Source organism: Comamonas sp. NyZ500, assembly GCF_016772095.1.
Classification (GTDB): domain Bacteria; phylum Pseudomonadota; class Gammaproteobacteria; order Burkholderiales; family Burkholderiaceae_C; genus Comamonas; species Comamonas thiooxydans.
Genome location: NZ_JAEIJE010000001.1, coordinates 580,745 through 604,847, shown reverse-complemented (window position 1 = coordinate 604,847; position 24,103 = coordinate 580,745). Strand labels below are relative to the sequence as shown.

Below are 24,103 nucleotides of genomic sequence, written 5' to 3'. Positions count from 1 at the left end.
GACATATCAATAAAATGAGATTGAGTTTTCTGCAGCTCCGACTCTGCAATGCGACCGGCTCAGCCCCCTTTGCGCTCAATGAAAATCCCGGCTGTTCAGCCCGACCTCGGCAAACCGCCCCAGCCAGCGGGTCACATCCCTGGCCTTCATCACGACCAGATGGCGAACCGCAGGTTCATCCCCTTTCTTGGCCGCAGGCATATCCCCTGCTGATTCCGGCGCCTCCAGTTGCGGGGCCGTGCTGCGCTGCCAGATGCCCTCCACGGCCAGCAGACGCGAGGCCAGCAACGCAGAGCGCCAGCGCGCAAAGGTCTGGCTCCAGACCACCAGGTTGATGACGCCGGTTTCGTCTTCCAGCGTGATGAACAGCGTGCCGTTGGCGGTAGGCGGTCGCTGGCGCACGGTAACGATGCCGCAGGCGCGGACCTTCTGGCCTGGCAGCATATGACGCAGCTCGGCTGCGGTCTTCAGCCCATGGCGTGCCAGCCTGGGACGCAGCAAGGCCAGCGGGTGGCGGCGCAGGCTCAGGCCCGTGGCGGCATAGTCGAACATGATTTCCTCGCCCTCGGCGGCCTGGGGCAGCTCAAGCCTCGGCTCATGAATCGCGGCCTGCGCAAAAATAGGCGGCAGGCTGGCCTGCGCAGCAGCATCCCACATCTGCTGGCGACGGTGACCGGCCAGGCTGCGCAGCGCATCCGCTGCGGCCAGGGCTTCCATATCCGCCTTGTCCAACCGGGCTCGCATGGCCAGATCGCTCACGTCCTTCCACGGAGCCTGCGCAGCTTCACCCTCGATTCGCAGCGCTGCGGCCTTGCCCAGCCTGGCAACCCGGTTCAACCCCAGGCGCACGGCCGGCTGGGGCTGGGCCACGCCGCGCATGGCTTGCAAAGGAGCTTCGAGCGTGCAATGCCAGTGGCTATGACAGACATCGACGGGCAGCACGCGCACTCCGTGTCGGCGCGCATCCTGCACCAGTTGGGACGGCGAATAAAAACCCATGGGCTGGGCATTGAGCAGCGCCTGCAGAAAGATGGCCGGCTCATGGCGCTTGAGCCAGGCGCTCGCATAGGCCAGCAGCGCAAAGCTGTAGGCATGACTTTCGGGGAAGCCATATTCGCCAAAGCCCAGCATCTGCGCAAAGATGGCCTGAGCGAATTCCAGCTTGTAACCACGCGCCACCATACCGTCGATCAATGGGCGCTCGAACTTGTGTACGCCGCCCTTGCGCTTCCAGGCCGCCATGGAGCGGCGCAGCTCATCAGCCTTGCCGGCCGAAAACTTGGCAGCATCCATGGCGATCTGCATCACCTGCTCCTGGAAAATGGGCACGCCCAAGGTGCGCTTGAGCGCATTTGCAAGCTCCGGCTTCTCAAGCTTGAGCGGCAGCTTGCGGCGCGCGCGCTCACGTGCCAGCAAATAGGGATGGACCATGCCGCCTTGAATCGGGCCGGGGCGCACGATGGCGACCTCGACCACCAAGTCATAGAAAGTGCGCGGCTGCAGGCGCGGCAGCATGCTCATCTGGGCGCGGCTTTCGATCTGGAAAGTACCCACGGTATCGGCCTGGCAGATCATCTCGTAGGTCGCGGCATCCTCCTGCGGAATCTGGTGCAGACCCCATGGCTCGCCACGCCAGCGAGTGCGCTCGTTCAAGGCATTGCGCAACATGGTGAGCATGCCCAAGGCCAGCACATCGACCTTGAGCAAGCCCACGACATCGAGATCGTCCTTGTCCCACTGAATGACGGAGCGCTTGGCCATCGTGGCGGGCTCCACGGGCACCAGGCGCGTGAGCTTGCCCTCGGTCAGCACAAAGCCGCCCACATGCTGGCTGAGGTGGCGCGGGCTGTCCTTGAGCTGCCAGGCCAGCTCTATCCAGAGGCGCAGCCGATGCGCGCCCACAGCACAATTCATTTCGCTCGCCAGCACCTCGGCTTCCTGGAGCTTGCGCTGCCCCCAGTCTTCGGGCAAAGCTTCGGGCGCCTGTTCCTCCTCTGCCGAATCGGCCGCCTCTGCATGCGTCTGTGCTTGCGCCTGGGCATGTTCGCTGAACCAATACTGCCCCTTGGCCAGGGCATCGATCAGATCGGCAGGCAGGCCCAGCGCCTTGCCCACATCGCGCAGCGCGCTACGGCTGCGCCAGCAACTGACCACGGCCGTGAGCGCGGCGCGGTCGCGCCCGTATTTGCCATAGATGTACTGGATGACCTCTTCACGCCGCGCATGCTCGAAGTCCACATCGATATCGGGCGGCTCACTGCGCTCCTTGCTGATAAAGCGCTCGAACAGCAGATTGTTGTTTTCCGGATCTACCGCCGTAATGCCCAGGCAGTAGCAGACCGCAGAATTGGCCGCCGATCCGCGCCCCTGGCACAAAATGCCGACGCTGCGCGCATAGCGCACGATGTCATGCACGGTGAGAAAGTACATCTCGTACTTCTGATCCTCGATCAGCGCCAGCTCTTTGTGCAGTTGATCGTGCACGTCCTCGGGAATGCCCTGGGGATAGCGTCCCGCCGCGCCATCCCAGGTCAGCCAGGCCAGGGTCTGCGTGGCCGTCATGCCGGGCAGCACGCTCTCCTGAGGATAGTGGTAGCGGATCTCGTCCAGGCTGAAGCTGCAGCGCCCGGCCAGCTCCAGCGTCGCCTCCAGCATGACCCTGGGATAGAGCGAAGCCAGCCGCAGACGCGAGCGCAGATGCCGCTCGGCATTGGGCTGCAGCGCAAAGCCGCATTCGGCCACGGTGCGCCCCAGGCGTATTGCCGTGACCACATCCTGCAGCGGCTTGCGCGAGCGCGCATGCATATGGACATCGCCGCAGGCCAGCAGCGGCAGGCCCAGCGCCACGCCAGCCTGCTGCAGGGTCTGCAACCACAGGCTGTCGTCGGGCGCCAGATGCAGCTCCACACCCAGCCACAGGATATTTGTCGAAAAATGCGCTGCAACGTTTTCCAGACAAGCGGTTATAGCTATCAAATCCGATGCATCGAGCTTCCCGCGCTGAGGCAGCAGCAGGCACTCGCAGCCTTGATTCAGCAGTTGCCAGGGACTGGATTCATCGACCAGATACTCCCCTTTGGCAGCCCGGCTGCGTGCAACGGTGATGAATTCACAGAGATTGCCCCAGCCTTGCAGATCACGCACCAGCACCACGACCCTGAGCGGACCCCAGGCGAATTCGCTGCCATGGATCAGGTGCAAGTCGCTGTCTCGCGCCGCCTCATGAGCGCGCACGGCACCGGCCACCGAGCACTCGTCGGTCAGCGCCAGCGCCGCATAGCCCAGGCTTTTGGCCCGGTGCACCAGCTCGGCAGGCGATGAAGCACCGCGCAGGAAGCTGAAATGCGAGAGGCAGTGCAGCTCGGCATAGGCCAGCGGCCCTCTGCCCATGCCCTGGGCCACGGGGCTGGTCGGTATGGCGGCAGGCGGCGGCCCTGCGAGGCGCAGTGCGGGAGCGGGCGGCTCGGCCGTGATCTGCTCAGCCATACACGCCTTGCGCAAACCAGCTGGCGGGGCTGGCTGTCATGCTCATCAGGTGTTCGCTACGGGCGCGCTCGCGGTAAATCCAGACATGGCCGACCACGGCGTTATAGGCCACGAAATAGTCACGCACGGCCAGGCCGGCCGGCGCGCCGGCCTGGGCATCGCCAGCCGCATCCCACCAGCCGGACTCCAGCCTGTAGGGCCCGGCCCTGAGCTGCAGCGGCCCATGCCATTGGGGACGATTTCCCTGCACGGGCAAGGCCTGGGGCTTGGACAACAGCCAGGGCGGCCACAGGGCTTGCCAGGGGTCGGCACAGCCGGTCTGACGGCGCGACCTGAAGCCGGCTCCCGCCTCGGCCCTGGCGCTAGCCCTGGTGTCGCCTGGCTTCTGGCTCTGCAGCAGCTTCGCCGCAGCTTGCCAGCACTGCATCTGCTCGGGCCGGTGATCGGCCAGCGGCCGCACCATTTGCACGGCTTCCTCGCCCCAGCGGGCGCTCAGGCGTTCCACCCATTCATGCCAGGCCAGGCTGTCCGACGGGCTCTGGCCCTGGACGGCAGGCAGACAGCTCAGCGGCTCTGCCGCCCAGGCAACCGTCTCCAGCGCCTGCAACTCCAGCATGTCCACGGGGGCGCGCCAGCGCTGCTGACCCAGGTGCTCACGCAACAGGCGCTGCAAATGCGCCATGCCCTGCGTGGGCTGGGCCGTGCGGATGACAAGCGCTTCCCAGGCCGGTAGCTCCTGGCCGTCGATACGACGCAGATCATGGTGCCAGCGCAATCGCAGCGCCAGCACCGCATGGTGACGGGCCTGCAACCAGGACTGCAGCGCGCGCAACAGCGGCTGCGCCGCATGGAGCACGGCATCGGCATGGTGAGCCGGATAACCCAGGTCGTGGCGCAGCAGGAATTGCTGGGGCAGTTGCAACCACGCAAGCGGCTGGGGCAGCAGACCATAGGCCTCGTCGAGCGCACGCAAGGCCTTGGCTCCAATGCGGCGCGACAGTCCCGCGCGCGGCAGTGCGCGCACATCGCCCCAGCTACGGCAGCCCAGGCGCAGCAGCACGGAGCTGTGCTGCTCCAGGGCGCTCAGCGTCCATAGCGGCAGCGCATCGGCATGCAGCGATGACTCGGACATGGACAGGGAAACAGGGACGGAGCCGCAAGGCTGGCCCTGCTGCAGCCGCAGCCGCGCCAAAGCCTGCCAGGCCGTGCCGCCCTGTCCGCGCAGCGGCTGCAATGCCGCATCGCCGCCCCCGGACTCCGAGGGGCCAGCCTGACAAGCTTGCGCAAAAGCACTGTCCAGCCGCACCAGCAAGACCTCGACTCCGCCCCAAAGACGCTGCACCATGCTGGTCTCCATGAGCAAGGCATCTTCGAGCAAGGCCACACGCGGCGAGAACTCCAGCGCCCACCAGCAGGAACTCTCGGGCACCGGGCTTGACTCGCTCAGGCAGGCCAGAGGCCAGGCCATCCAGTGCTCTGCACTGCCCATCTCATGCCTCCGTCATCCAAGGCGAGGCCGTTGCAGGAGCGGCGGCTGTCATGCGTCCTTGCATGAGCATGGCAGCCTCCTCGCTCTGGCGCGCATGTCTTTGGGCCTGCGCCTGCAGCACGGGCTGCCAGGCCCACTGCGAAAGCGCGAGCTGTATGGGGCGCTCCAGCAAAGGTCCACGGCGCTTCAGTATCTGTATCCGCAAACCCGGCGCCTGCTGGGCAGCGGAGTCTGCCGTAACTCTCTCCAGTCTCAACCGCAATGCGGCGGAGGAGCTGTGCGGCTCGGCCTGCAGCTCCTGCCATAACCACAGAGGCCGGCCCTGCGAAGCGGCGGCCAGCTGCAAGCGGCGCAGCGTGGACGCGGGAAGTTCGGGCAACCAGGCCAGCACCGCCAGCACATCCCGGCAATGCAGAGCCTGCTCGCAGGCCCAGGCCAGATCCTGGGCACTGCGCCCCGGCTGCACCGCGCACAGCCGCTTCGCGTCAATACCGGCGGCCTGCAAGGCCGGGGCAAAAGGCAGATAGGGTGGCGCCACCAGCACCAGTTGCCCCATCCGCGAATCCCCGACTGAAGCCGCATGCTGCCGGACACGGGCGGCCAGCGCGGGCAACAGCAAGGCCCACTCCGCATGACAGTGCGCAGGTTGCTGCAGCTCAATCAAGGCATTGCCGGGCCAGCCGCCGCCCGGCAGCTCGGCATCCAGCGCAGCATGGCCGCTGGGCCAGACCTGAGGGCCGGCGCCGGCCTGCCAGTCCGTGCCGCGCCAGACACCTGGAATCCGTATGGCGGACAAAGGCGGGCTGCCCGCAACGGGCAGACCCGGCCGCACGCCCTGCTCTGCACCTGTTTGCTGCCGGACAGACTCCGTCATGCCGGGCGGTGAGCCAGGATGGGCCAAGGATGTCAGGGGCTGGGTGTACATGCGAAAGCTCTTGAATACTGTACAAATATACAGTCGTTCAAGTTTCCGCGCAAAACAAGGCCTTAATATCGGCAGCAGATACGGTCGACTCTTGTAGATCGGACGTCGTGCGCTATCAAAAATACTTTTTCAGGATGGCGCAAGCAGACGCAGCAAAGCACGCCGCGCTGCGACGTGATGCACAGAGTTTTGAAGAAATACCGGTTTGGCACCTGTCAATCAAGCGCCTGCAGCTATCAAACTTGAGGCCGGCCGTCCCGGGCGGAACTCGCAGTCAATGCCCTCAATTGAGCGACTGCCTGTCGGCATTCATGGCCGAGCTGCGGCCTGCCTGCGGCATCAACTGAGCACAGGCCTCGCACCATTCGGCCACGGCGACTTCCAGCGTGGAGCCGCCCTGCCCCAGCGTGGGCCAGCGGCGCAGGCAGTCGTTCATGATGGCCTGCAACTGCCACAGGGCCTCGCGGTTGACCAGGGCCAGCTCGCTCATGCCCAAGGCGTCGTCCTTGAAATAGCTCAGCACGTCCAGCTGCTGGCTGGGGTGAGAGCCTGCCTCAGCCAGCTGTTTCTGCAGTTGCGCAAGACTGGCTTCCACGGCCACCGCCGCCTGCGCATCGGGCATTTGCTGCCAGTGCTCGGGAAACTCGCGCCTGAGTTCGCTCCATTTGCGCAGCGCAGCCTCCAGGGCCGCAATGCTGTGGGAGAACTCGGCCTGCAGCGGCGCCAGCGGCTTGCCGGGACTGATTTCGTCGTAGAGCAGCGGCAGAATCAGGTGCACCAGATCGGCCGGATAGCTCTTGTGGTTCATGCGCAGCATGAGCGACAGGCGCTGGCCCGGCATGTCCGTGAATTTCTCGAAGAAGGCCGAGACCACCTCGGCCAGCAACAGCACCTGACCCATGGGAGAAATGGCGTTGCCCTTGATGCCGCGCGGATAGCCGGAACCATCCATGCGCTCATGGTGCTCAAGCACGGCGATTTCCACGGCGCGCGAATACAGTTCTGTGCTGCGCACCACCAGCATGGCGGTGACGGAATGCGCGACCAGATGCTTGCGCTCCTCGCCGCTCAAGCGGTGGTCCGGGTCGGTCCAGACCGGGTCCATATAGAGCATGCCCACATCGTGCAGCAGCGCGGCCGTGGCCAGCGGCACGCATTCGCGCTCGGTCCAGCCGTTCTTGAGCGCCAGAAAGATCGCCACCAGCGTCATCTGCAGGCTGTGCTGGTAGAGGTCGCTGCGCTGCTCGCGCATGACGGTGAGCTTGAAGGCAATGGCCTGGGGCAGCAGCAGACTCTTGATCGGCGCCAGCAGACGCTCGATACCGCCGATGGACGCCACCATGCGATGCAGCAGATCGACCTGTTCGCATTGCTGACGCGCCAGGCTGACCAGGGATGCCACATCGACCAGGTCGCCCGTGATCAGGTTGGCATCGATGGGGTCACGCAGCTTGTGCATGACCAGACGGTCATAGAGACGACTGTCAACACGTGTGCCTTTGTCCACCAGTTTCATGCCCTTATCGGTATAGATTGCATCGCCTGTCATGACCTCCGTATGCTCGGCCATATCGGTGACTGCGCGCAAAAAATGTACATCGGTCTCGTGCCCCTGCGCACCAGCGTTCTCACTCATCAAAGCGCTCTTTTTCTGTCTGCTCAATCAAACTCAATTGTTGCAGATTGCAATAATTTGTGGGCCACAATTAAAGCAAAAACAGCTTACATCGCTTGCCCTATCGACTCCGGCAGCTATTAATTCTGCCAATGCTGCAGAAAAAGGCATGAAAAAGAACCGCCGCAGCGGTTCTTGCCTGGGAGCGCAGCGCCGCTTATTTCAGCAGCGTCACACCAGTCTTGGACTGGATCTCGTCAAAGCTAACGCCATCGGCCAGTTCCACCAGCTTCAGGCCTTCGGGTGTCACGTCCATCACACCCAGATCGGTGATGATGCGATCCACCACGCCCAGACCCGTCAGCGGCAGGGTGCAGCTGGGCAGAATCTTCAGGTCGGTCGTGCCGTCCTTTTTCTTGGCCACATGTTCCATGAGCACGATGACGCGCTTGACGCCCGCCACCAGGTCCATGGCGCCGCCCATGCCCTTGACCATCTTGCCGGGAATCATCCAGTTGGCCAGATCGCCTTTTTCGGACACCTGCATGGCGCCCAGAATGGACAGATTGATCTTGCCGCCGCGAATCATGGCAAACGACTGATCAGAGCCGAAAATGGCCGAACCGGGAAGCGTGGTCACGGTCTGCTTGCCGGCATTGATCAGATCGGCGTCGACCTGGTCTTCGGTCGGGAAGGGGCCGATGCCCAGCATGCCGTTCTCGGACTGCAGCCACACTTCCTTGTCGCCCGTGTGGTTGGCCACCAGCGTGGGAATGCCGATGCCGAGGTTGACGTAGAAGCCGTCTTCGAGTTCTTGGGCCGCGCGCGCGGCCATCTGGTCTTGAGTCCAGGGCATAAGAGCCTCCTGAATAAATCTTGATTGACGTTATTGGTAGTCGCCGGAGTCGATCATGGGCTGCAGGTGCGAAATCACACCATCGAGCAAGTGCAGCAGATCGACGCTCTGGCCGTCTTCGAGCCGTTTGAGGACCATGTCGCGAGCCCCCACCTGGATGCTGGTTTCGCGGTAGCGCACAACGGGGTCGGTTCCCCAGTCGTCGCTCACCATATGCCAGTCCATATCGTCCATTTCGCAGCTCAGCGCGTCCCCCAGCACCACACCCAATCCTCGGGCCAGCAGCAGGTTGTCGACCGACACCAGGCCACGATCGAGCAGCGGCTGCAGCTGCGCCAGGCCAGAGCGGTCCATGCTCCAGTCGCTCAGCCCCAGTTCACGGGCCGCAACCTGGCACACCAGCAAGCGTTCGCGCTCCAGTTGCTCCAGCTCCTGCGCAGCCAGCGCACGAAAGACCGGTACGTCGGCCTGGGCGGCAGCCTCGGGCGAATAGGACGTATCCGCCATGTTTCAGGCTTCGCGCACGGTGCGCTTTTCGATGCGCTTTTCGGGATTGGCGTTGTGCACGATGCGGTGCACATAGATGCCGGGCAGATGGATGTCGTCGGGAGCGATCTCGCCCACTTCCACCAATTCCTCGACCTCCACCACGCAGACCTTGCCGCAGGTGGCTGCCGCAGGGTTGAAGTTGCGCGCCGTCAGGCGGAACTGCAGATTGCCGCTCTTGTCCGCGCGCCAGGCCTTGACCAGGGACACATCGGCCACGATCGCGTGCTCCATCACATAGGTCTCGCCATCGAATTCGCGCAATTCCTTGCCCTCGGCCACCAGCGTGCCCACACCGGTCTTGGTGAAGAAGGCAGGAATACCGGCGCCGCCGGCGCGCATCTTCTCGGCCAGCGTGCCCTGAGGCGTGAACTCCAGCTCCAGCTCACCGGCCAGGTACTGGCGCTCGAACTCCTTGTTCTCGCCCACATAGCTGGAGATCATCTTCTTGACCTGGCGGGTGTCCAGCAGCTTGCCCAGACCAAAGCCGTCCACGCCGGCGTTGTTGGATGCCACCGTGAGGTTCTTGACGCCGCTGGCGCAAACCGCATCGATCAGGGCCTCGGGAATGCCGCACAGGCCGAAGCCGCCAACGGCCAGCAATTGCCCGTCGGACACCACGCCCTGCAGCGCCGCTTCTGCGGATGGGTAGAGCTTTTTCACACATGTCTCCTTGAAATTGGATGCGCTACGATACTACGTACTTAAGTAAGTAGTTTTTCGTAAAGAGCAGTACCATGGTTGTGGATTACCGGCTGGCGTTCGACGCCGCCCCTGTAGGTCTCGTCATCTCGCGCAACCGCATCATGATTGACTGTAATCGGCAATTGTGTGAAATGTTCCATGCATCGCGCGAAGTACTCATAGGACAGACCTTTCAAGTGCTTTATCCCAGCGTTGACGAATACGAGCGCCTGGGCGCGCGCATTGCCCCGATTCTCAACACCACAGGCATCTATTCCGACAACCGCATCATGAAGCGCGCCAATGGCGAGGTGTTCTGGTGTCATGTCAGCGGCCGCACGCTGGACCGAAACGATCCCCATGCCTCGGGCATCTGGAGCTTCGAGGACCTCTCGGCCCATCGCCCCGTCAAGGCCGAGCTCACAGGCCGCGAACGCGAAGTCGCTGCACGTCTTCTCGAAGGCATGACCAGCAAGGAAATAGGCAAGGCACTGGCCATCAGTCATCGCACCGTGGAAATCTACCGCGCCCGGCTGATGCGCAAATACGGCGCCTCCACGGCGGCCGATCTGGTGCACAAACTGGTGGCCGGATAAGCCTCAGACGCAGATGACACAGGTAGGTCAAGCACCTGATTTGCGCGCCCCTGCTTGTGCAAACCGGTCGCCTCGCATACGCTCAAAACGTCAGCATCTCAGTCACTTTGCGCAGTCTCCTCGCCCGACTTCCCGTCGGCCAAGGACTCGACCCATATTTCTTCCTATGGCGCTGCTTAGTAATTTCAATAGCACAACACGCCCTTCAGGCCAGCCGCGCATCGATAATTCATCTCAACCAATCGCTAATAGCTATTGAGTTGAATTGATTGATATCAATCATTGATTGATATCTGTTTCCTGGACCTACCGACCTGTCGGATCGTTGAAACGGAGAGCCCCATGACTACTGAATCCAAGTGCCCCTTCCACCAAGGACAGAACAGCGAAACCGCCGCCGCAGGCAACGCCACCAGCAACAAGGACTGGTGGCCCAATCAGCTGCGCGTGGATTTGCTGAGCCAGCACTCCGCCAAAAGCAACCCCTTGGGTGAAGACTTCAACTACGCCCAGGCTTTCCAGAAGCTGGACTATGAAGCCGTCAAACGCGACCTGCGTGCCCTGATGACCGACTCGCAGGACTGGTGGCCTGCAGACTTCGGCCACTACGGCCCCCAGTTCATCCGCATGGCCTGGCACGCAGCCGGCACCTATCGCATTCAGGACGGTCGCGGCGGCGCCGGTCGCGCCCAGCAGCGCTTTGCGCCGCTCAACAGCTGGCCTGACAACGTCAACATCGACAAGTCGCGCCGCCTGCTGTGGCCGATCAAGCAAAAGTACGGCAACCAGATTTCCTGGGGCGACCTGATGATGCTGTGCGGCAACGTCGCACTGGAAACCATGGGCTTTCGCACCTTCGGCTTCGGTGGCGGTCGCGTGGACACCTGGGAACCCGATCAGGACGTGTACTGGGGTGCAGAGAAGGAATGGCTGGCCCCCACCCAGAACCCGCACAGCCGCTACAGCGGCGAGCGCGACCTCGAGAACCCGCTGGCCGCCGTGCAGATGGGTCTGATCTATGTCAACCCCGAAGGCCCGGACGGCAATGGCGACCCCCTCTCGGCCGCGCATGACATCCGCGACACCTTTGCCCGCATGGCCATGGATGACGAGGAAACCGTGGCGCTGATCGCCGGCGGCCACACCTTCGGCAAGACCCATGGTGCGGGCCCCGCCAGCCATGTGGGCGCCGAGCCCGAAGCCGCCGGCCTGGAAGCCCAGGGCCTGGGCTGGGCCAGCAGCTACAAGTCCGGCAAGGCCGGCGATGCCATCACCTCGGGCCTGGAAGTGACCTGGACCCAGACTCCTGCACAGTGGAGCAACTTCTTCTTCGAGAACCTGTTCAAGTACGAATGGGTGCAGGAAAAAAGCCCTGCAGGCGCCATTCAGTGGGTGGCCAAGGACGCTGGCGATGTCATCCCCGACGCGCATGGCGGTCCCAACAAGAAGCCCACCATGCTGACCACCGACCTGTCGCTGCGCATGGACCCCGCCTACGAGAAGATCTCGCGCCGCTTCCTCGAAAACCCGCAGGCTTTTGCTGAAGCCTTTGCCCGCGCCTGGTTCAAGCTGACCCACCGCGACATGGGCCCGCGTGCACGCTATCTGGGCCCAGAAGTCCCCCGGGAAGAGCTGATCTGGCAAGACCCCATCCCGGCGGTCAAGCATGAACTGGTCAACGACGCCGATGTGGCCGCCCTCAAGGCCAGGCTGCTGGCATCGGGCCTGTCGGTGCAGGAGCTGGTGGCCACGGCCTGGGCCTCGGCCTCCACCTTCCGTGGTTCGGACAAGCGCGGCGGTGCCAACGGTGCCCGCATCCGACTGGCTCCACAAAAGGACTGGGCCGCCAACAACCCTGCGCAACTGGCCAAGGTACTGGGCAAGCTCGAGGAAATCCAGCGCGAGTTCAACAAGGCTGCCGACGGCGACAAGCGCATCTCGCTGGCCGACCTGATCGTGCTGGCCGGCAGCGCGGGCGTTGAAAAAGCAGCGGCAGACGCTGGCGTGAAGATCAGCGTGCCCTTCACTCCCGGCCGCGGCGACGCCAGCGACGAGCAGACCGATGCCGAATCCTTTGCGCCGCTGGAGCCCAAGGCCGATGGCTTCCGCAACCACCTGCAAGGACGTTTCCCGGCACCTGCCGAAGCCCTGCTGATCGACAAGGCCCAGTTGCTGACGCTCACGGCCCCCGAGATGACCGTGCTGATCGGCGGCCTGCGCGCCATCAACATCAACACCGCCGGCAACCACGGCGTGCTGACCCAGACTCCGGGCAAGCTGACGAACGACTTCTTCGTCAACCTGCTGGACATGGGCACACAGTGGCAGCCCCTTGAGGATGGCAACTACGAAGGCGTGGACCGCAAGAGCGGCGCCAAGAAGTGGACCGGCACCCGCGTGGATCTGGTCTTCGGCTCCAACGCCATTCTGCGTGCCGTGGCCGAGGTCTATGCCGAAAAGGGCAACGAGCAGAAGTTCTACCGGGACTTCGTCGCTGCCTGGGTCAAGGTCATGGAACTGGACCGCTTCGACCTGAAGAAGTAACAGGGCGCGCCGGGGTGAAAGCCCCGGCTCCAGGAAAATCCAAAAAGAAAAAGCTGCCAGCGCCTGTCAATCAAGCGCTGGCAGCTGTTTTTTCAGGATCAACACATCACATCTCCAGCTCGACCGCTTCCTGCGACAGATCCCAGCCCAGCACAAAGACTTCGTAATGATTTTGCCCGCTGTCATCGCTCCAGACCTCCGGGCCGAACTCGCTCATATTGCCGTTCAGACTCTGTCCTTCACGCAGCGCGCTGGAATCGGTCTGCTCGGCCAGCACAAAGCGGCCGTTGCCGGTGCGCAAGGCGACCCGTCCGGAAGACTGCTTGAAGGCGACGACGGTGGCTTGTTCTGACATAAGGACTCCTGCGCCATTGCTGGCTGTTGTGGATTACAGCCAAGTCTAATCAGACCCGGGCAAAGCGAAAGTCCTGCTATTTCGGCCTGTGTGTTCCACCCGTAGGACGATCTCCGTTAGGCTTGCAATGTCTCCCCAATCAAGCCCCACAAACCATGCTTTTCATCCTGTTCAAACTTCTGCACCTTCTGGCCATCATCATCTGGGTGGGCGGCATGTTCTTCGCACATTTCTTTCTGCGTCCTGCCGTCCAGGGCCTGCAGCCACCCGAGCGCGTGACGCTGATGCATGGCGTGCTGCAGCGCTTTTTTGCCTGGGTCCTCGTGCTGGTGGTCGTCGTGCTGGCCACCGGCATCGGCATGATTGGCAGCATTCACGCCATGGCCGCCCAGGCCGGCGGCCAGTTCAATATGCCGGTCAACTGGATCGTGATGAGCATTCTGGGCCTGGTGATGATGGCCGTGTTCGGTCATATCCGCTTTGCGCTGTTCAAGCGCCTGGATGCGGCCGTGCAGCTCAAGGACTGGCCCGCAGGCGGCAAGGCGCTGGAGAGCATCCGCAAATGGGTCTCCTTCAATCTGGCCCTGGGTCTGGTGATCGTGGTCGTGCTGCGCGTGCCGCTCTGAGCCTGAAGCAGCCTTCAGCAAGCCCGGTCTTCATGGCCGGGCTTTTTTATGAGTCCGACAAGGCTTTAGCGCATACCAACAATGCTCAAACTGCTTTTGTTTTCATAGCAACAAAAACAGAGACTGCGCAGGCAGGTCCGGCTCCATTCAAAACCTTGCTGACATTTTTTTGCAGCTGCACAATAATTGCCGGCTCAATCATTGACCAAGCAAATATTGGTGGCGCCATTGCAAAACCAGACCGACCCCATCATCGACCCGCAGGACGAATCCAGCTTCTTCTACCAGGCAGGGGTCTACGCGCCGGACAAAAGCATTGGCTTTCTCATGCGGCGCGTGCTCAGCTCCATCCTGCAGCTGGCCGACGCCCAGCTGGCCGAGCAAGGACTGACCTATGTGCAATGGCTGCCGCTGTACAAGCTGCTGATCTGCGCCGACACCAATAGCAGCACGCTGGCCAAGGACCTGGGCATGGACCCGGCTTCGGTGACACGCGCGCTGGACCGCATCGAGGCCAAGGGGCTGCTGCGCCGCGAGCGCTCCACCACCGACCGACGCGTGGTGCACCTGGTGCTCACCGAGGAGGGACGCAGCGTCGCCACCCAGGTGCCCAAGGTTCTGACCAAGGTGCTCAACGGCCATTTGCGCGGCTTCAGCCACAGCGAATGCACGCTGATGCTGTCCATGCTGCAGCGCATGCTGGTCAACGGCGATGCGCTTCGAGAGGCCCTGACCCAGGAGCCTGGCAAGCCCCCCATCCAAACGAACGAGGCAGGCCGCGACCCCAGGGACTAGGCTGACCTGCTGCCTACTTTTTTACCGCCCTATTTCAATAAAAACCACTGGCACTTTTCCATGACCTCTAGATCTTCACGCAAACCCGCCGCAGAGCAAGCCCCTGGTCGCCCGCTGCTGGCAACCGCAGCACTGGCCGCCGTGCTCGCGCTGGCAGGCTGTGCCTCGCAAGGGCCGGCGCACCAGCCGCTGACACGACTGGGCTCGGCCGATGTCGGCCTGAACGACTCCGCCAGCCTCAGCGCTGCGAACGCCACGGCACTGGCCTCCTCCCAATGGTGGACAGGTCTGGGCGATGCCCAGCTCGATCAGCTCATCGATCAGGCCCTGGCCGGCAGCCCCAGCCTGGCCGCCAGCAACGCCCGCTTTGAAAAAGCCGCAGCCCTGGCCACGGCCAGCAGCACGGCCAGCGATGTGCGCGGCACGCTGAGCGCCGATGCCACCCGCCAGCGCTACACGGCCAACGGCATGATTCCCGCCCCCATTGCGGGCAATATCTACAACAGCGGCAATCTGCAGGCCGGCCTGTCCTGGTCGCCCGACTTCTTCGGCAAGCATGGCGCGGACCTGCAGGCCGCGCTGGGCCAGGCGCGCGCCGCCAGGGCCGACAGCGCTGCTGCCGCCAACCAGCTGGCCGCACAGGTGGCGCGCAGCTATATCGCCCTGGCCCGGCTGATTGCCCAGAAGGAAGTGGCAGAGCGCACGCTGGGCCAGCGCCAGTCCTTGCTGAGCCTGAGCGAGCAGCGCACCCGAGCGGGCCTGGACAGCCAGGTGGAGCTGACCCAGGCCCAGGCCGGCATGCCCGATGCCCAGACCCAGATCGAGATGCTCGGCGAGCAGATCACGCTGGCGCGCCGCACGATTGCCGTGCTCTGCGCCCAGGCGCCCGATGCGCAAAATGCGCTCTCGCCCAGACTGTCGGTGCTGCGCATCCAGCCCGTGCCGCAGGCTCTGGGCGCGGATCTGCTGGGCCGCCGCCCCGATGTGGTGGCCGCGCGCTGGCGCGTGGAAGCGGCCACGCAAGGCATTGAATCGGCCAGGGCCGACTTCTACCCCGATGTGAATCTGACGGCCTTTGTGGGCCTCAACGCGCTGGGCCTGGACAATCTGCTGCAGGGCAGCTCGCGCCAGATGGGCATCACGCCTGCGCTGCGCCTGCCCATCTTCGACGGCAAGCGCCTGCGCGCCCAGTTGCGCGGCAAACAGGCCGATCTCGACACCGCCATCGCCCAGTACAACGGCGCCGTGCTCGATGCCGTCAAGCAGGCGGGTGATGCCATTGCCTCCGTGCAATCGCTGCAGCGCCAGCAGCAGCTGCAAACCGAGTCGCTGTCCAAGGCCGAGCGGGCCTATGACTTTGCCGTGCAGCGCTATCAGGCCGGTCTGGGTAGCCAGATCACCGTGCTCAACACCGAAACCCAGCTCATCAACCAGCGCCGCCTGGCCGTGGACCTGCAGGCGCGCGAGCTCGATACCCGCGTGGCCCTGGCCGCAGCCCTGGGCGGCGGCTGGAGCGACGACACCCCGGCTGTTGCCGTGCAATAGACATCGAACTCAACAAAATCAATAGCTGCTACCGCTTTACTGCCATTGAATTCAAGGCAAAAACACTCTCAATTCTTTTATTGATAAGCGCTAGCAGCTCCTCTTTTCAATAGCGCAAAACCGCTTCACAGATAACAAAGCGCCAACATCATGACCGACACCAAGCCTACTCAGAACGCTCCCCAAGCTCCTGCGGCAGCTACGCCCAGCGCCAACCCAGCGGGCCGCCGCAAGGGCCTGACCATCGTGGCAGCCGCCGTCGCCGTGGCCGCCATCGCCTGGGGCGGCTGGCACTGGATGGTGGCCCGCAACTACCAGACCACGGACAACGCCTATGTGGCCGGCAACGTGGTGCAGATCACGCCCCAGGTCGGCGGCACCGTGATCAGCATCGGTGCCGACGATACCGACTATGTCCGGGCCGGCCAGTTGCTGGTGCAACTGGACCCTGCCGACTATCTGGTGCAACTGGCCCAGGCCGAGTCGCAGCTGGCCCAGACTGCGCGCCAGACCCGCACCCTGTATGCCAACAACGCCCCGCTGGCCGCCCAGGTGGCCCAGCGCGAAGCCGATCTGCTGCGCCTCAAGGCCGATGCCGCCAAGGCCAACGAGGATGTGGCGCGCCGCCGCCCGCTCACGGCCACCGGTGCCGTGGGCAAGGAAGAGTTTGACCATGCCAAGGCCCTGGCCACGGCTGCCGGCAACGCCGTGGCGGCCGCAGAAGCCGCCGTGCGTGCTGCCAAGGCCCAGCTGACGGCCGCCGAAGCCCAGACCAAGGGCACGACCGCCGAGGACTTCCCCGCCGTCATGGCGGCCGCAGCCAAGGTGCGCGAGGCCTATCTGGCCCTGCAGCGCACGCGGCTGATCGCGCCCGTGGACGGTTTTGTGGCCAAGCGCGGCGTGCAACTGGGCCAGCGCGTGGCCGCCGGCTCGCCGCTGCTGACCGTGGTCGATCTGCACAAGCTCTGGGTGGATGCCAACTTCAAGGAAAGCCAGCTGGCCGATCTGCGCATGGGCCAGAAGGTGGAGCTGACCGCCGACGTCTACGGCGACAAGACCACGTACGAAGGCAAGGTCGTGGGCCTGGGTGCGGGCACGGGTGCGGCGTTTGCGCTGCTGCCCGCGCAGAACGCCACCGGCAACTGGATCAAGGTGGTGCAGCGCGTTCCCGTGCGCATCAGCCTGGAGCCCGAAGCGCTCAAGCAGCACCCGCTGCGTGTGGGCCTGTCCATGGACGCGAAGGTCGATATCCGCGACAAGGACGGCCAGGCCCTGGCCAGCACGCCGCGTACCGAGCCCGTAGCCCAGACCACGGTCTATGACGGCAGCCTGGCCCAGGCCGAGCAGCGCATCCAGCACATCATCGCGGGCGACAAGCTGCCGGCACTGACCCAGCTGGCCGGTCTGCCCGCTCCGGCCCCGGCTGCGCCCGCCCAACCCGCTGCCCAGCCTGCGCAATAAGACGCGGAATCAGCCATGACTTCCTCGACTTCTGCCAATCCCGGAGCGGGTGCCTCGCCACCGGCTCCGGCGGTGCCTGCCATCGCCCCGCTCAAGGGCGCACAGCTCGCCCTGGGCACGCTGGCGCTCTCGCTGGCCACCTTCATGAACGTGCTGGACTCCTCCATCGCCAACGTGGCCATTCCGGCCATCTCGGGCGATGTGGGCGTCAGCCCCAGCCAGGGCACCTGGGTCATCACCAGCTTCGGCGTGGCCAATGCCATCTCCGTGCCGCTGACGGGCTGGCTCACCCAGCGCTTCGGTGCCGTGCGCCTGTTCACCATGAGCGTGCTGCTGTTCGTGCTGACCTCCTGGCTCTGCGGCTTTGCCTCCTCGCTGGAGATGCTGGTGCTGTTCCGCGTGCTGCAAGGCGCCGTGGCCGGCCCCATGATTCCGCTGTCGCAGACCCTGCTGCTGTCCAGCTATCCGCCCGCCAAGGCCGGTGTGGCGCTATCGCTATGGGGCGTGACCACGCTGGTCGCTCCCGTGGTGGGGCCGCTGCTGGGCGGCTGGATCACGGACAATATTTCCTGGCCCTGGATCTTCTACATCAATGTGCCCGTGGGCCTGCTCTCGGCCCTCATGACCTGGAGCATCTACCGCAACCGCGAAACGCCCACGCGCAAGCTGCCTATCGACACCGTGGGCCTGTCCCTGCTTGTGCTCTGGGTGGCGGCACTGCAGCTGATGCTGGACAAGGGCAAGGAGCTGGACTGGTTTGCCTCCAATGAAATCATCGCCTTTGCGGTGATCGCCGTCGTGGCCTTTGCCGTGTTCGTGGTCTGGGAGCTGACCGACGCCCATCCCGTCGTCGATCTGCGCCTGTTCAAGAGGCGCAACTTCGCGGCCGGCTCGATCGCGCTGTCCATCGCCTACGGCCTGTTCTTCGGCAATGTGGTGCTGCTGCCGCTGTGGCTGCAGCAATGGATGGGCTACACCTCCACCTCGGCCGGCCTGGCTCTGGCGCCGGTGGGACTGCTTGCCATCCTGCTCACGCCCATGGTGGGCCGCAAGGTCGGTGTCTGGGATCCGCGCAAGATGGCCACGATTGCCTTCATCGTGTTTGCCATGGTGCTGTGGATGCGCTCGAAGTTCACCGTGGAGACCGACTTCGCCCATATCCTGATTCCCACGCTGATCCAGGGCGGCGCCATGGCCTTCTTCTTCATTCCGCTGACCACCATCACGCTGAGCGGACTGACGCCGGACCGCATTCCGGCCGCCGCAGGCCTGTCCAACTTCGTGCGGATCACGGCCGGCGCCATGGGCACCTCGATTGCCACCACGCTCTGGGAAAGCCGGGCTTCCATGCACCATGCCCATCTGACCGAGTTGCTGGTGCAAGGCCAGGGCACGTTTGCCAGCACGGTCAAAAATCTGCAGGCAGCGGGCATGAGTGCCGAGCAGGCCTATGTCCAGATCAACCGGCTGATCGATCAGCAGGCCTTCACGCGGGCTGCCGACGACATCTTTCTGGCATCGTCCTTTCTGTTCCTGAGCCTGATCGTGCTGATCTGGTTCACCAAGCGCCCGGCCTCTGCCGCAGGAGCCTCCGACGCGGCCGCTGGCGCACACTGATTAACTTCAGACAAAATTGGCTGAAAATTCTTGAATCACAAGCGTTTTCAGCTATTTTTTTGATAGCCCCTAAGTACCATCAGCTTGCTTGTCCAGGCGTCGCAAAAACACCTGCAGCTCCTTGACGACCTGGGCATCGCCCTTGGTCTGGGCGCAGCTCAGCCCTTGCTGCCAGGCGGCGCGCGCGGCCTGTGCATCGCCCAGCGCCAGCTCCACCTTGCCCAATTGCTTCCAGGCGACGGAGTATTCGGCATCCAGTGCCGTGGCCTTACGCAGATGCTCGCGCGCCACGGCCATCTGCTCGTCGTCGGCATAGGCCTTGCCCAGGGTATAGCGCAGCAGCGCACCATCCTTGCCGGCCGCCAGCATGCTCTCCAAATTGTGAACCATGGGATTCATGTGCATTTGCTCCTCAGACAGCGAGTGTCGCATCCGCCCCGAGAAAGCAGCTGAATGGCCGTGCCTGTGTTACGGCCTCTTGCAAGCCGGCTCTTGCAGCGCTGCAAACCGTCCCAAACTGCGGCCAATGTCTCAATAAGGCGCCTGATCTTGTTTCGCAAACCAAGTCTCTCCACCTCCATCACCGACTACGAGGACTCGCCTCAGTATTCGGGCGGGCGTTTTCGCAACACGCATCCGCGTCCGGTCAACAGCCCCAAGCCAGATGCCGGGACGCTATGGAAGTTCTTCTTCAACAAGCCGACCGATTCCCAGCCGGGCAAGGCGCTGCCCATTTTGCCGCTGAGCACGACCGAGCTGAACCTCGCGCCCGAACGCAGCCTGTATCGCCTGGGCCATTCGACCTTGCTGATGAAGCTGCGCGGCGGCTGGTGGTTGACGGACCCCGTGTTTTCCGAGCGCGCCTCGCCGCTATCGTTTGCCGGCCCCAAGCGCTTTCATGCCCCGCCGATTGCCCTGGACGAGTTGCCTGCCTTGCGCGGCGTGCTGCTCTCGCATGACCACTACGACCATCTGGACCGCGCCACCATTCGCGTGCTCGCGCCCAAGGTGGGAGTTTTTCTCTGCCCCTTGGGAGTGGGAGACAGACTGGTGGCCTGGGGCGTGCCGGCCGACAAGATCGTGCAGCACGACTGGTGGCAGGGCAGCGAGGTCGACGGCCTGCGCTTCACGGCCACGCCGGCCCAGCATTTCTCGGGACGCAGCCTGCGCGACGGCAACCGCACGCTCTGGGCGTCCTGGACCATAGAAGATCGCCAGGCCGACAGGCCGCTGCGCGTCTTCTTCAGCGGCGATGGCGGCTACTTCGACGGTTTTGCCGAAATCGGCAGGCACTTCGGCCCCTTCGATGTCACGTTGATGGAGACCGGCGCCTACGACGCCCACTGGCCCTATGTCCATATGCATCCGGCGCAGACCGTGCAGGCACACCGGGATCTCGGCGGCCAATGGCTGCTGCCCATACACAACGGCACTTTCAACCTCGCCATGCATGCCTGGTGGGACCCCTTTGAGCAGATCCTGAATCTGGGCAGGCAGCACGGCATAGAGATCGCCACACCCATGATGGGCGAGCGCCTGGACCTGGATACCCCCCATGCCGGATCGCCCTGGTGGCGCGCCTGCGCCGAGGCCGACAGCAAGGGACTGGATCTGCGCCCCGCGCAACCCTGAAGGTGCAACCCGCATGGCCGACAATGTCCTCATGGACATTTCGCGCACCTCACACCTTGCCGCCGCCTGCGCCGCGTCTCTGACCGCCTTGCTGCTCGGAGCCTGCTCCCACCTCTTCGATGGCAGCCAGCCCAAGCAACCGCCGACTGCCGGCATCTCGAGCACAGTTTCCGGGCAGCCGGAGCCGACGCCGGCTCCGCCACTGGACACGCAGCACAGGCGGCCACAGAGCATGGAATGGCCTGCCTGGATCAAGGCAGACTGCACACCCCCCGCCCAGCTCGATCGGCAACCGCAGCCACGCCGCCATACCACGCCTTTCATCAGCGCCCACTGGTTTCCGAACGGGCTGGAGACCACGGTGGTCTTCCGCCTGGAAGTCACGGTCCAGGGCGAACTCGGCCGTGTGGCCTACCAGCCCGCCGATACCGATCCCCGCATCGTGAAGTCCATCATGCGCTCGCTCGAACGCTGGAAGTTCAAGCCCGGCATGCGCCAGGGCCAGCCCGTGACGTCCTGCTTCGAGCAGCCCTACCAACTGGTGTTTCCGCGCCAGGAGATCGATGTTCCTCGAACGCCCGCCATGAACACAGAACCGCAGTGAGACCGCAAGCTCAATTCCAGCGATCTGTGCTCGAAAACCCCAGAATCCATCCGATTCGGTGGTGCAAGCCCCTTGCCCACCGCTAGAATCGCCAAGGTCAGGAGAGAGTGCCTGCAGCTTGAAGCTGCCTCGCACCGCCGAAGGCGCAGACCCCCAACCCGGTGTCAAAACGCTCAGGCAAAAGGACTGACAAGCGCTGCAAGGTGTGCAAACCTGCAGCGTCCCTTGCTGGAGAGAGATGCAGGCCGTCATTTCGTATGTGCGCCGGCATCCACCGAAGGAGCAAACTGCCCGATGCAATGCGTGCAGTGAATCTCTCAGGTAAAGCGGACAGCAGGGCAAGCCCGCCACGCATGGCCCAGCCATGCATGGCCACTCATTTTGGTTTGACCACCGGAGCGCTTGCCTGTGACTGCTGCTGACACCTCTTCCGATCTGCGTTCCACACCGCTGTTTGCACTGCACCAGAAACTGGGTGCCCGCATGGTGCCGTTTGCCGGCTACGCCATGCCCGTGCAATACCCTCAAGGCCTGATGGCCGAGCATCTGCACACGCGCAAGGCTGCCGGCCTGTTCGATGTCTCGCACATGGGCCAGTTGCTGTTGCGCGGCCCCGATGCCGCCGCCGCGCTCGAATCGCTGATGCCCGTCGATGTCATGGACCTGGGCCTGCACAAGCAGCGCTACGGCCTGCTGCTCGATGAACAAGGCGGAATTCTCGACGACCTGATGTTCGTCAACCGCGGCGAAGATCTGTTCCTCATCGTCAACGGCGCCTGCAAAGAGGCCGATATCGCTCATATCCAGAGCCGCATCGCCAGCCGCTGCGAGGTCGTCCCATTGCCCGATCGCGCCCTGCTGGCCCTGCAAGGTCCGCAAGCTGCCACAGCCCTCTCGCGCCTGATTCCCGGTGTGACACAACTGGTCTTCATGACCGGCAACCACTTCGACTGGCAAGGCCATGCGCTCTACATCACGCGCAGCGGCTATACGGGCGAGGACGGCTTTGAAATCTCCCTGCCCGGCGAAGCTGCCGAAGCCTTTGCCGAAGCGCTGCTGGCACAGCCCGAGGTGGCCCCCATCGGTCTGGGCGCGCGCAACTCGCTGCGCCTAGAAGCCGGACTTTGCCTGTACGGCAACGACATCGACACCAGCACCACGCCGGTCGAAGCCGCGCTGAACTGGGCCATGCAGAAGGTTCGCCGCACCGGCGGCGAGCGCGAGGGCGGTTTTCCCGGTGCGGCCATCGTGCTGGAGCAATTGCAGAACCCTCAGTCGCTGCGCCGCAAGCGCGTGGGCCTGATCGCGCTGGAACGCATTCCCGTGCGCGAGCCCGCCGTGCTGGAAAACATGGATGGACAGCATATCGGCCACATCACCAGCGGCCTGCTCAGCCCCACGCTCAACCAGCCTGTGGCGCTGGCCTATGTCGAGCCCGACTATGCCGCCATCGATACGGAAATCTTCGCCATGGTGCGCGGCAAGCCCGTGCCCATGAAAGTGGTCGCCACGCCCTTCGTTCCCACCCGCTACTACCGCGGCTAGGTCTGCCGCCGCGCATGAGACGGGCCAGTTTGCCAAACAGCGGCCAGAACACCGCTAAAGTGCGAGCTGGACCTTTCTCAAACAACACCCGATTCCCCTGAATCCCCCATCTGGAGCCTTCCATGAGCATCAAGTATTCCAAAGAACACGAATGGATCAACGCCGCTGACACCAATGCCGCCATCGTCGGCATCACCGTACACGCACAGGATGCACTGGGCGATGTGGTGTTTGTGGACCTGCCTGCCGTGGGCTCCACCTTCAAGGCCGGCGATGTGGCTGGCGTGGTCGAGTCCGTCAAGGCCGCTGCCGATGTCTACATGCCCGTGACCGGCGAGATCGTCGAAGTCAACGAAGCCCTGCGCGACGACCCGTCGCTCGCCAACAGCGCCCCCCTGGCCGCTGGCTGGTTCTTCAAGGTCAAGATGAGCAATGTGGGCGAGCTCGAAGGCCTGATGGAAGAGACTGCCTACAACGACTTCGCCAAGGACAACTAAGCGTATCAACGGCCCTCGCATTGCGAAGGCCGTTTTTGCATGCAGCCATGAGCACCATTCTGTATTTCGACGATCCGGACGTCGGTCTCGCCCGCGAGACCAGCCACCCGACCTTTGCGCGCATCGCAGCCCAGGACTTCTATTACGACGGCGGTGACGACTTCAGCCCCTTCGGCAGCGATGATGGCAGCGACACACTGGCCGCTCTTCAAGAGTGGTACCAGGAGCAAACAGGCGGCAACGCCAAGGCCCTGCGCTTTTTGCAGCAGCAACTGAGCGACTGGGATCTGCCCGTGCCCGAGGGCATGCTGACTCATGACGATGCGGCCAAGGCCCAGTGGCTGGCCAGCGATGACATGAACCAGATCTATCTGCGCTCGGTCTGTCGCGCCCACGTGGCCACCGCCTTTGGTCAGCTCAAGATCACAGGCAGCATCGATGCCGATCTGCAACAGCAAGCCCTGCTTGCCCTGGCCTGCCAGCAATGGCTGAACACCGTGGCACGCAGCAAATATCCCGATTGGGAATATGCCGACCAGGAAAGCGAACGCCTGGCTCTGATGAACACCGCGCTGGAACAAGCCAGCGCTGCTTGAAGCACCGGCCGCATGCCTTCAGGCATACGGCATTCACGCATGCCTGGCATGCAAACCGTCAGTCACAGTATTTGAGAATAGGTCCCTCC

21 protein-coding genes and 2 riboswitches are annotated in these 24,103 nt (G+C 63.7%); of the genes, 12 read left to right on the top strand and 9 right to left on the bottom strand.

From position 1 onward, the window contains the following. Positions 1 to 75 precede the first annotated feature (75 nt). The 7 genes from JAO85_RS02670 to JAO85_RS02640 all read right to left on the bottom strand — a co-directional run bounded on the left by JAO85_RS02670 (position 76) and on the right by JAO85_RS02640 (position 9,580). Positions 76 to 3,486, bottom strand: coding sequence for an error-prone DNA polymerase (locus JAO85_RS02670; RefSeq protein ID WP_202787386.1), 3,411 nt, complete (start codon positions 3,484 to 3,486; stop codon positions 76 to 78). Next, positions 3,479 to 4,975, bottom strand: a complete 1,497-nt coding sequence (locus JAO85_RS02665) for a hypothetical protein (RefSeq protein WP_202787385.1) — start codon at positions 4,973 to 4,975, stop codon at positions 3,479 to 3,481. Before JAO85_RS02665 ends, JAO85_RS02670 begins: the two co-directional genes overlap by 8 nt. 1 nt (position 4,976) lies before the next feature. Then, a complete protein-coding gene (imuA, locus tag JAO85_RS02660; RefSeq protein WP_202787384.1) occupies positions 4,977 to 5,900 on the bottom strand; it encodes a translesion DNA synthesis-associated protein ImuA in 924 nt (307 codons plus the stop codon). A gap of 283 nt (positions 5,901 to 6,183) precedes the next feature. Then, positions 6,184 to 7,536 carry an HD-GYP domain-containing protein gene (locus JAO85_RS02655; RefSeq protein ID WP_202787383.1) on the bottom strand — a complete coding sequence of 451 codons (1,353 nt, stop codon included), beginning with the start codon at positions 7,534 to 7,536 and terminating at the stop codon, positions 6,184 to 6,186. 196 nt (positions 7,537 to 7,732) lie between these two features. Next, positions 7,733 to 8,371, bottom strand: a complete 639-nt coding sequence (locus tag JAO85_RS02650; RefSeq protein WP_012838252.1) for a 3-oxoacid CoA-transferase subunit B — start codon at positions 8,369 to 8,371, stop codon at positions 7,733 to 7,735. Between the two features lie 30 nt (positions 8,372 to 8,401). After that, a complete protein-coding gene (locus tag JAO85_RS02645; protein ID WP_202787382.1) occupies positions 8,402 to 8,878 on the bottom strand; it encodes a DUF3806 domain-containing protein in 477 nt (158 codons plus the stop codon). A 3-nt stretch (positions 8,879 to 8,881) separates the two neighbouring features. Further along, positions 8,882 to 9,580, bottom strand: coding sequence for a CoA transferase subunit A (locus tag JAO85_RS02640; RefSeq protein WP_003079441.1), 699 nt, complete (start codon positions 9,578 to 9,580; stop codon positions 8,882 to 8,884). Between the two features lie 74 nt (positions 9,581 to 9,654). On the opposite strand from JAO85_RS02640, the gene JAO85_RS02635 reads away from it, so the two are divergent. Together JAO85_RS02635 and katG are read left to right on the top strand one after the other, a co-directional pair. After that, positions 9,655 to 10,197 (top strand): PAS and helix-turn-helix domain-containing protein, encoded by a 543-nt coding sequence (locus tag JAO85_RS02635; protein ID WP_003055436.1) that lies wholly within the window; start codon positions 9,655 to 9,657, stop codon positions 10,195 to 10,197. Between the two features lie 342 nt (positions 10,198 to 10,539). After that, on the top strand, positions 10,540 to 12,741 hold the full coding sequence (katG, locus tag JAO85_RS02630) for a catalase/peroxidase HPI (protein WP_012838250.1): 2,202 nt from the start codon (positions 10,540 to 10,542) through the stop codon (positions 12,739 to 12,741). Positions 12,742 to 12,847: 106 nt separating this feature from the next. On the opposite strand, the gene JAO85_RS02625 is transcribed toward katG, so the two are convergent. Beyond that, complete coding sequence (locus tag JAO85_RS02625) at positions 12,848 to 13,096, bottom strand: hypothetical protein (protein ID WP_012838249.1); 249 nt, start codon at positions 13,094 to 13,096, stop codon at positions 12,848 to 12,850. 155 nt (positions 13,097 to 13,251) lie between these two features. Between JAO85_RS02625 and JAO85_RS02620 the strand changes: the two genes are divergently transcribed. The 5 genes from JAO85_RS02620 to JAO85_RS02600 all read left to right on the top strand — a co-directional run bounded on the left by JAO85_RS02620 (position 13,252) and on the right by JAO85_RS02600 (position 19,140). Further along, positions 13,252 to 13,722 (top strand): CopD family protein, encoded by a 471-nt coding sequence (locus JAO85_RS02620; protein WP_039048689.1) that lies wholly within the window; start codon positions 13,252 to 13,254, stop codon positions 13,720 to 13,722. A gap of 219 nt (positions 13,723 to 13,941) precedes the next feature. Further along, entirely contained in the window at positions 13,942 to 14,517 is a 576-nt protein-coding gene (locus JAO85_RS02615; protein ID WP_202787381.1) for a MarR family winged helix-turn-helix transcriptional regulator, read from the top strand. 60 nt (positions 14,518 to 14,577) lie between these two features. Beyond that, positions 14,578 to 16,062 carry an efflux transporter outer membrane subunit gene (locus tag JAO85_RS02610; RefSeq protein ID WP_202787380.1) on the top strand — a complete coding sequence of 495 codons (1,485 nt, stop codon included), beginning with the start codon at positions 14,578 to 14,580 and terminating at the stop codon, positions 16,060 to 16,062. Positions 16,063 to 16,212: 150 nt separating this feature from the next. Next, positions 16,213 to 17,523 (top strand): HlyD family efflux transporter periplasmic adaptor subunit, encoded by a 1,311-nt coding sequence (locus tag JAO85_RS02605; RefSeq protein WP_202787379.1) that lies wholly within the window; start codon positions 16,213 to 16,215, stop codon positions 17,521 to 17,523. Positions 17,524 to 17,538: 15 nt separating this feature from the next. After that, complete coding sequence (locus JAO85_RS02600) at positions 17,539 to 19,140, top strand: DHA2 family efflux MFS transporter permease subunit (RefSeq protein ID WP_237734671.1); 1,602 nt, start codon at positions 17,539 to 17,541, stop codon at positions 19,138 to 19,140. Positions 19,141 to 19,209: 69 nt separating this feature from the next. On the opposite strand, the gene JAO85_RS02595 is transcribed toward JAO85_RS02600, so the two are convergent. Beyond that, the gene (locus JAO85_RS02595; RefSeq protein WP_202787378.1) at positions 19,210 to 19,539 is read right to left on the bottom strand and encodes a hypothetical protein; all 330 of its coding nucleotides are present in this window, start codon (positions 19,537 to 19,539) and stop codon (positions 19,210 to 19,212) included. Positions 19,540 to 19,689: 150 nt separating this feature from the next. On the opposite strand from JAO85_RS02595, the gene JAO85_RS02590 reads away from it, so the two are divergent. From JAO85_RS02590 to JAO85_RS02570, 5 genes are all read left to right on the top strand, one after another. After that, positions 19,690 to 20,772 carry an MBL fold metallo-hydrolase gene (locus JAO85_RS02590; RefSeq protein ID WP_202787377.1) on the top strand — a complete coding sequence of 361 codons (1,083 nt, stop codon included), beginning with the start codon at positions 19,690 to 19,692 and terminating at the stop codon, positions 20,770 to 20,772. A 13-nt stretch (positions 20,773 to 20,785) separates the two neighbouring features. Continuing rightward, on the top strand, positions 20,786 to 21,376 hold the full coding sequence (locus JAO85_RS02585; RefSeq protein ID WP_202787376.1) for an energy transducer TonB: 591 nt from the start codon (positions 20,786 to 20,788) through the stop codon (positions 21,374 to 21,376). Positions 21,377 to 21,464: 88 nt separating this feature from the next. Continuing rightward, a riboswitch (glycine riboswitch) is annotated at positions 21,465 to 21,575 on the top strand. Positions 21,576 to 21,594: 19 nt separating this feature from the next. Further along, positions 21,595 to 21,720: riboswitch (glycine riboswitch) on the top strand. Between the two features lie 64 nt (positions 21,721 to 21,784). Continuing rightward, positions 21,785 to 22,921 carry a glycine cleavage system aminomethyltransferase GcvT gene (gene gcvT / locus JAO85_RS02580; protein ID WP_202787375.1) on the top strand — a complete coding sequence of 379 codons (1,137 nt, stop codon included), beginning with the start codon at positions 21,785 to 21,787 and terminating at the stop codon, positions 22,919 to 22,921. 122 nt (positions 22,922 to 23,043) lie between these two features. Further along, complete coding sequence (gcvH, locus tag JAO85_RS02575) at positions 23,044 to 23,418, top strand: glycine cleavage system protein GcvH (protein WP_012838239.1); 375 nt, start codon at positions 23,044 to 23,046, stop codon at positions 23,416 to 23,418. 47 nt (positions 23,419 to 23,465) lie between these two features. After that, positions 23,466 to 24,014, top strand: a complete 549-nt coding sequence (locus JAO85_RS02570; protein ID WP_202787374.1) for a MolR family transcriptional regulator — start codon at positions 23,466 to 23,468, stop codon at positions 24,012 to 24,014. The last annotated feature ends 89 nt before the right edge of the window (positions 24,015 to 24,103 follow it).

Coding starts and splice junctions, on each gene's coding strand:
- JAO85_RS02570 (WP_202787374.1), top strand. CDS start 23,466: ATGAGCACCATTCTGTATTTCGACGATCCGGACGTCGGTCTCGCCCGC.
- JAO85_RS02645 (WP_202787382.1), bottom strand. CDS start 8,878: ATGGCGGATACGTCCTATTCGCCCGAGGCTGCCGCCCAGGCCGACGTA.
- JAO85_RS02595 (WP_202787378.1), bottom strand. CDS start 19,539: ATGAATCCCATGGTTCACAATTTGGAGAGCATGCTGGCGGCCGGCAAG.
- JAO85_RS02665 (WP_202787385.1), bottom strand. CDS start 4,975: ATGGGCAGTGCAGAGCACTGGATGGCCTGGCCTCTGGCCTGCCTGAGC.
- JAO85_RS02585 (WP_202787376.1), top strand. CDS start 20,786: ATGGCCGACAATGTCCTCATGGACATTTCGCGCACCTCACACCTTGCC.
- imuA (WP_202787384.1), bottom strand. CDS start 5,900: ATGTACACCCAGCCCCTGACATCCTTGGCCCATCCTGGCTCACCGCCC.
- JAO85_RS02635 (WP_003055436.1), top strand. CDS start 9,655: ATGGTTGTGGATTACCGGCTGGCGTTCGACGCCGCCCCTGTAGGTCTC.
- JAO85_RS02605 (WP_202787379.1), top strand. CDS start 16,213: ATGACCGACACCAAGCCTACTCAGAACGCTCCCCAAGCTCCTGCGGCA.
- JAO85_RS02620 (WP_039048689.1), top strand. CDS start 13,252: ATGCTTTTCATCCTGTTCAAACTTCTGCACCTTCTGGCCATCATCATC.
- gcvH (WP_012838239.1), top strand. CDS start 23,044: ATGAGCATCAAGTATTCCAAAGAACACGAATGGATCAACGCCGCTGAC.
- JAO85_RS02650 (WP_012838252.1), bottom strand. CDS start 8,371: ATGCCCTGGACTCAAGACCAGATGGCCGCGCGCGCGGCCCAAGAACTC.
- JAO85_RS02670 (WP_202787386.1), bottom strand. CDS start 3,486: ATGGCTGAGCAGATCACGGCCGAGCCGCCCGCTCCCGCACTGCGCCTC.
- JAO85_RS02610 (WP_202787380.1), top strand. CDS start 14,578: ATGACCTCTAGATCTTCACGCAAACCCGCCGCAGAGCAAGCCCCTGGT.
- katG (WP_012838250.1), top strand. CDS start 10,540: ATGACTACTGAATCCAAGTGCCCCTTCCACCAAGGACAGAACAGCGAA.
- JAO85_RS02625 (WP_012838249.1), bottom strand. CDS start 13,096: ATGTCAGAACAAGCCACCGTCGTCGCCTTCAAGCAGTCTTCCGGACGG.
- JAO85_RS02655 (WP_202787383.1), bottom strand. CDS start 7,536: ATGAGTGAGAACGCTGGTGCGCAGGGGCACGAGACCGATGTACATTTT.
- JAO85_RS02600 (WP_237734671.1), top strand. CDS start 17,539: ATGACTTCCTCGACTTCTGCCAATCCCGGAGCGGGTGCCTCGCCACCG.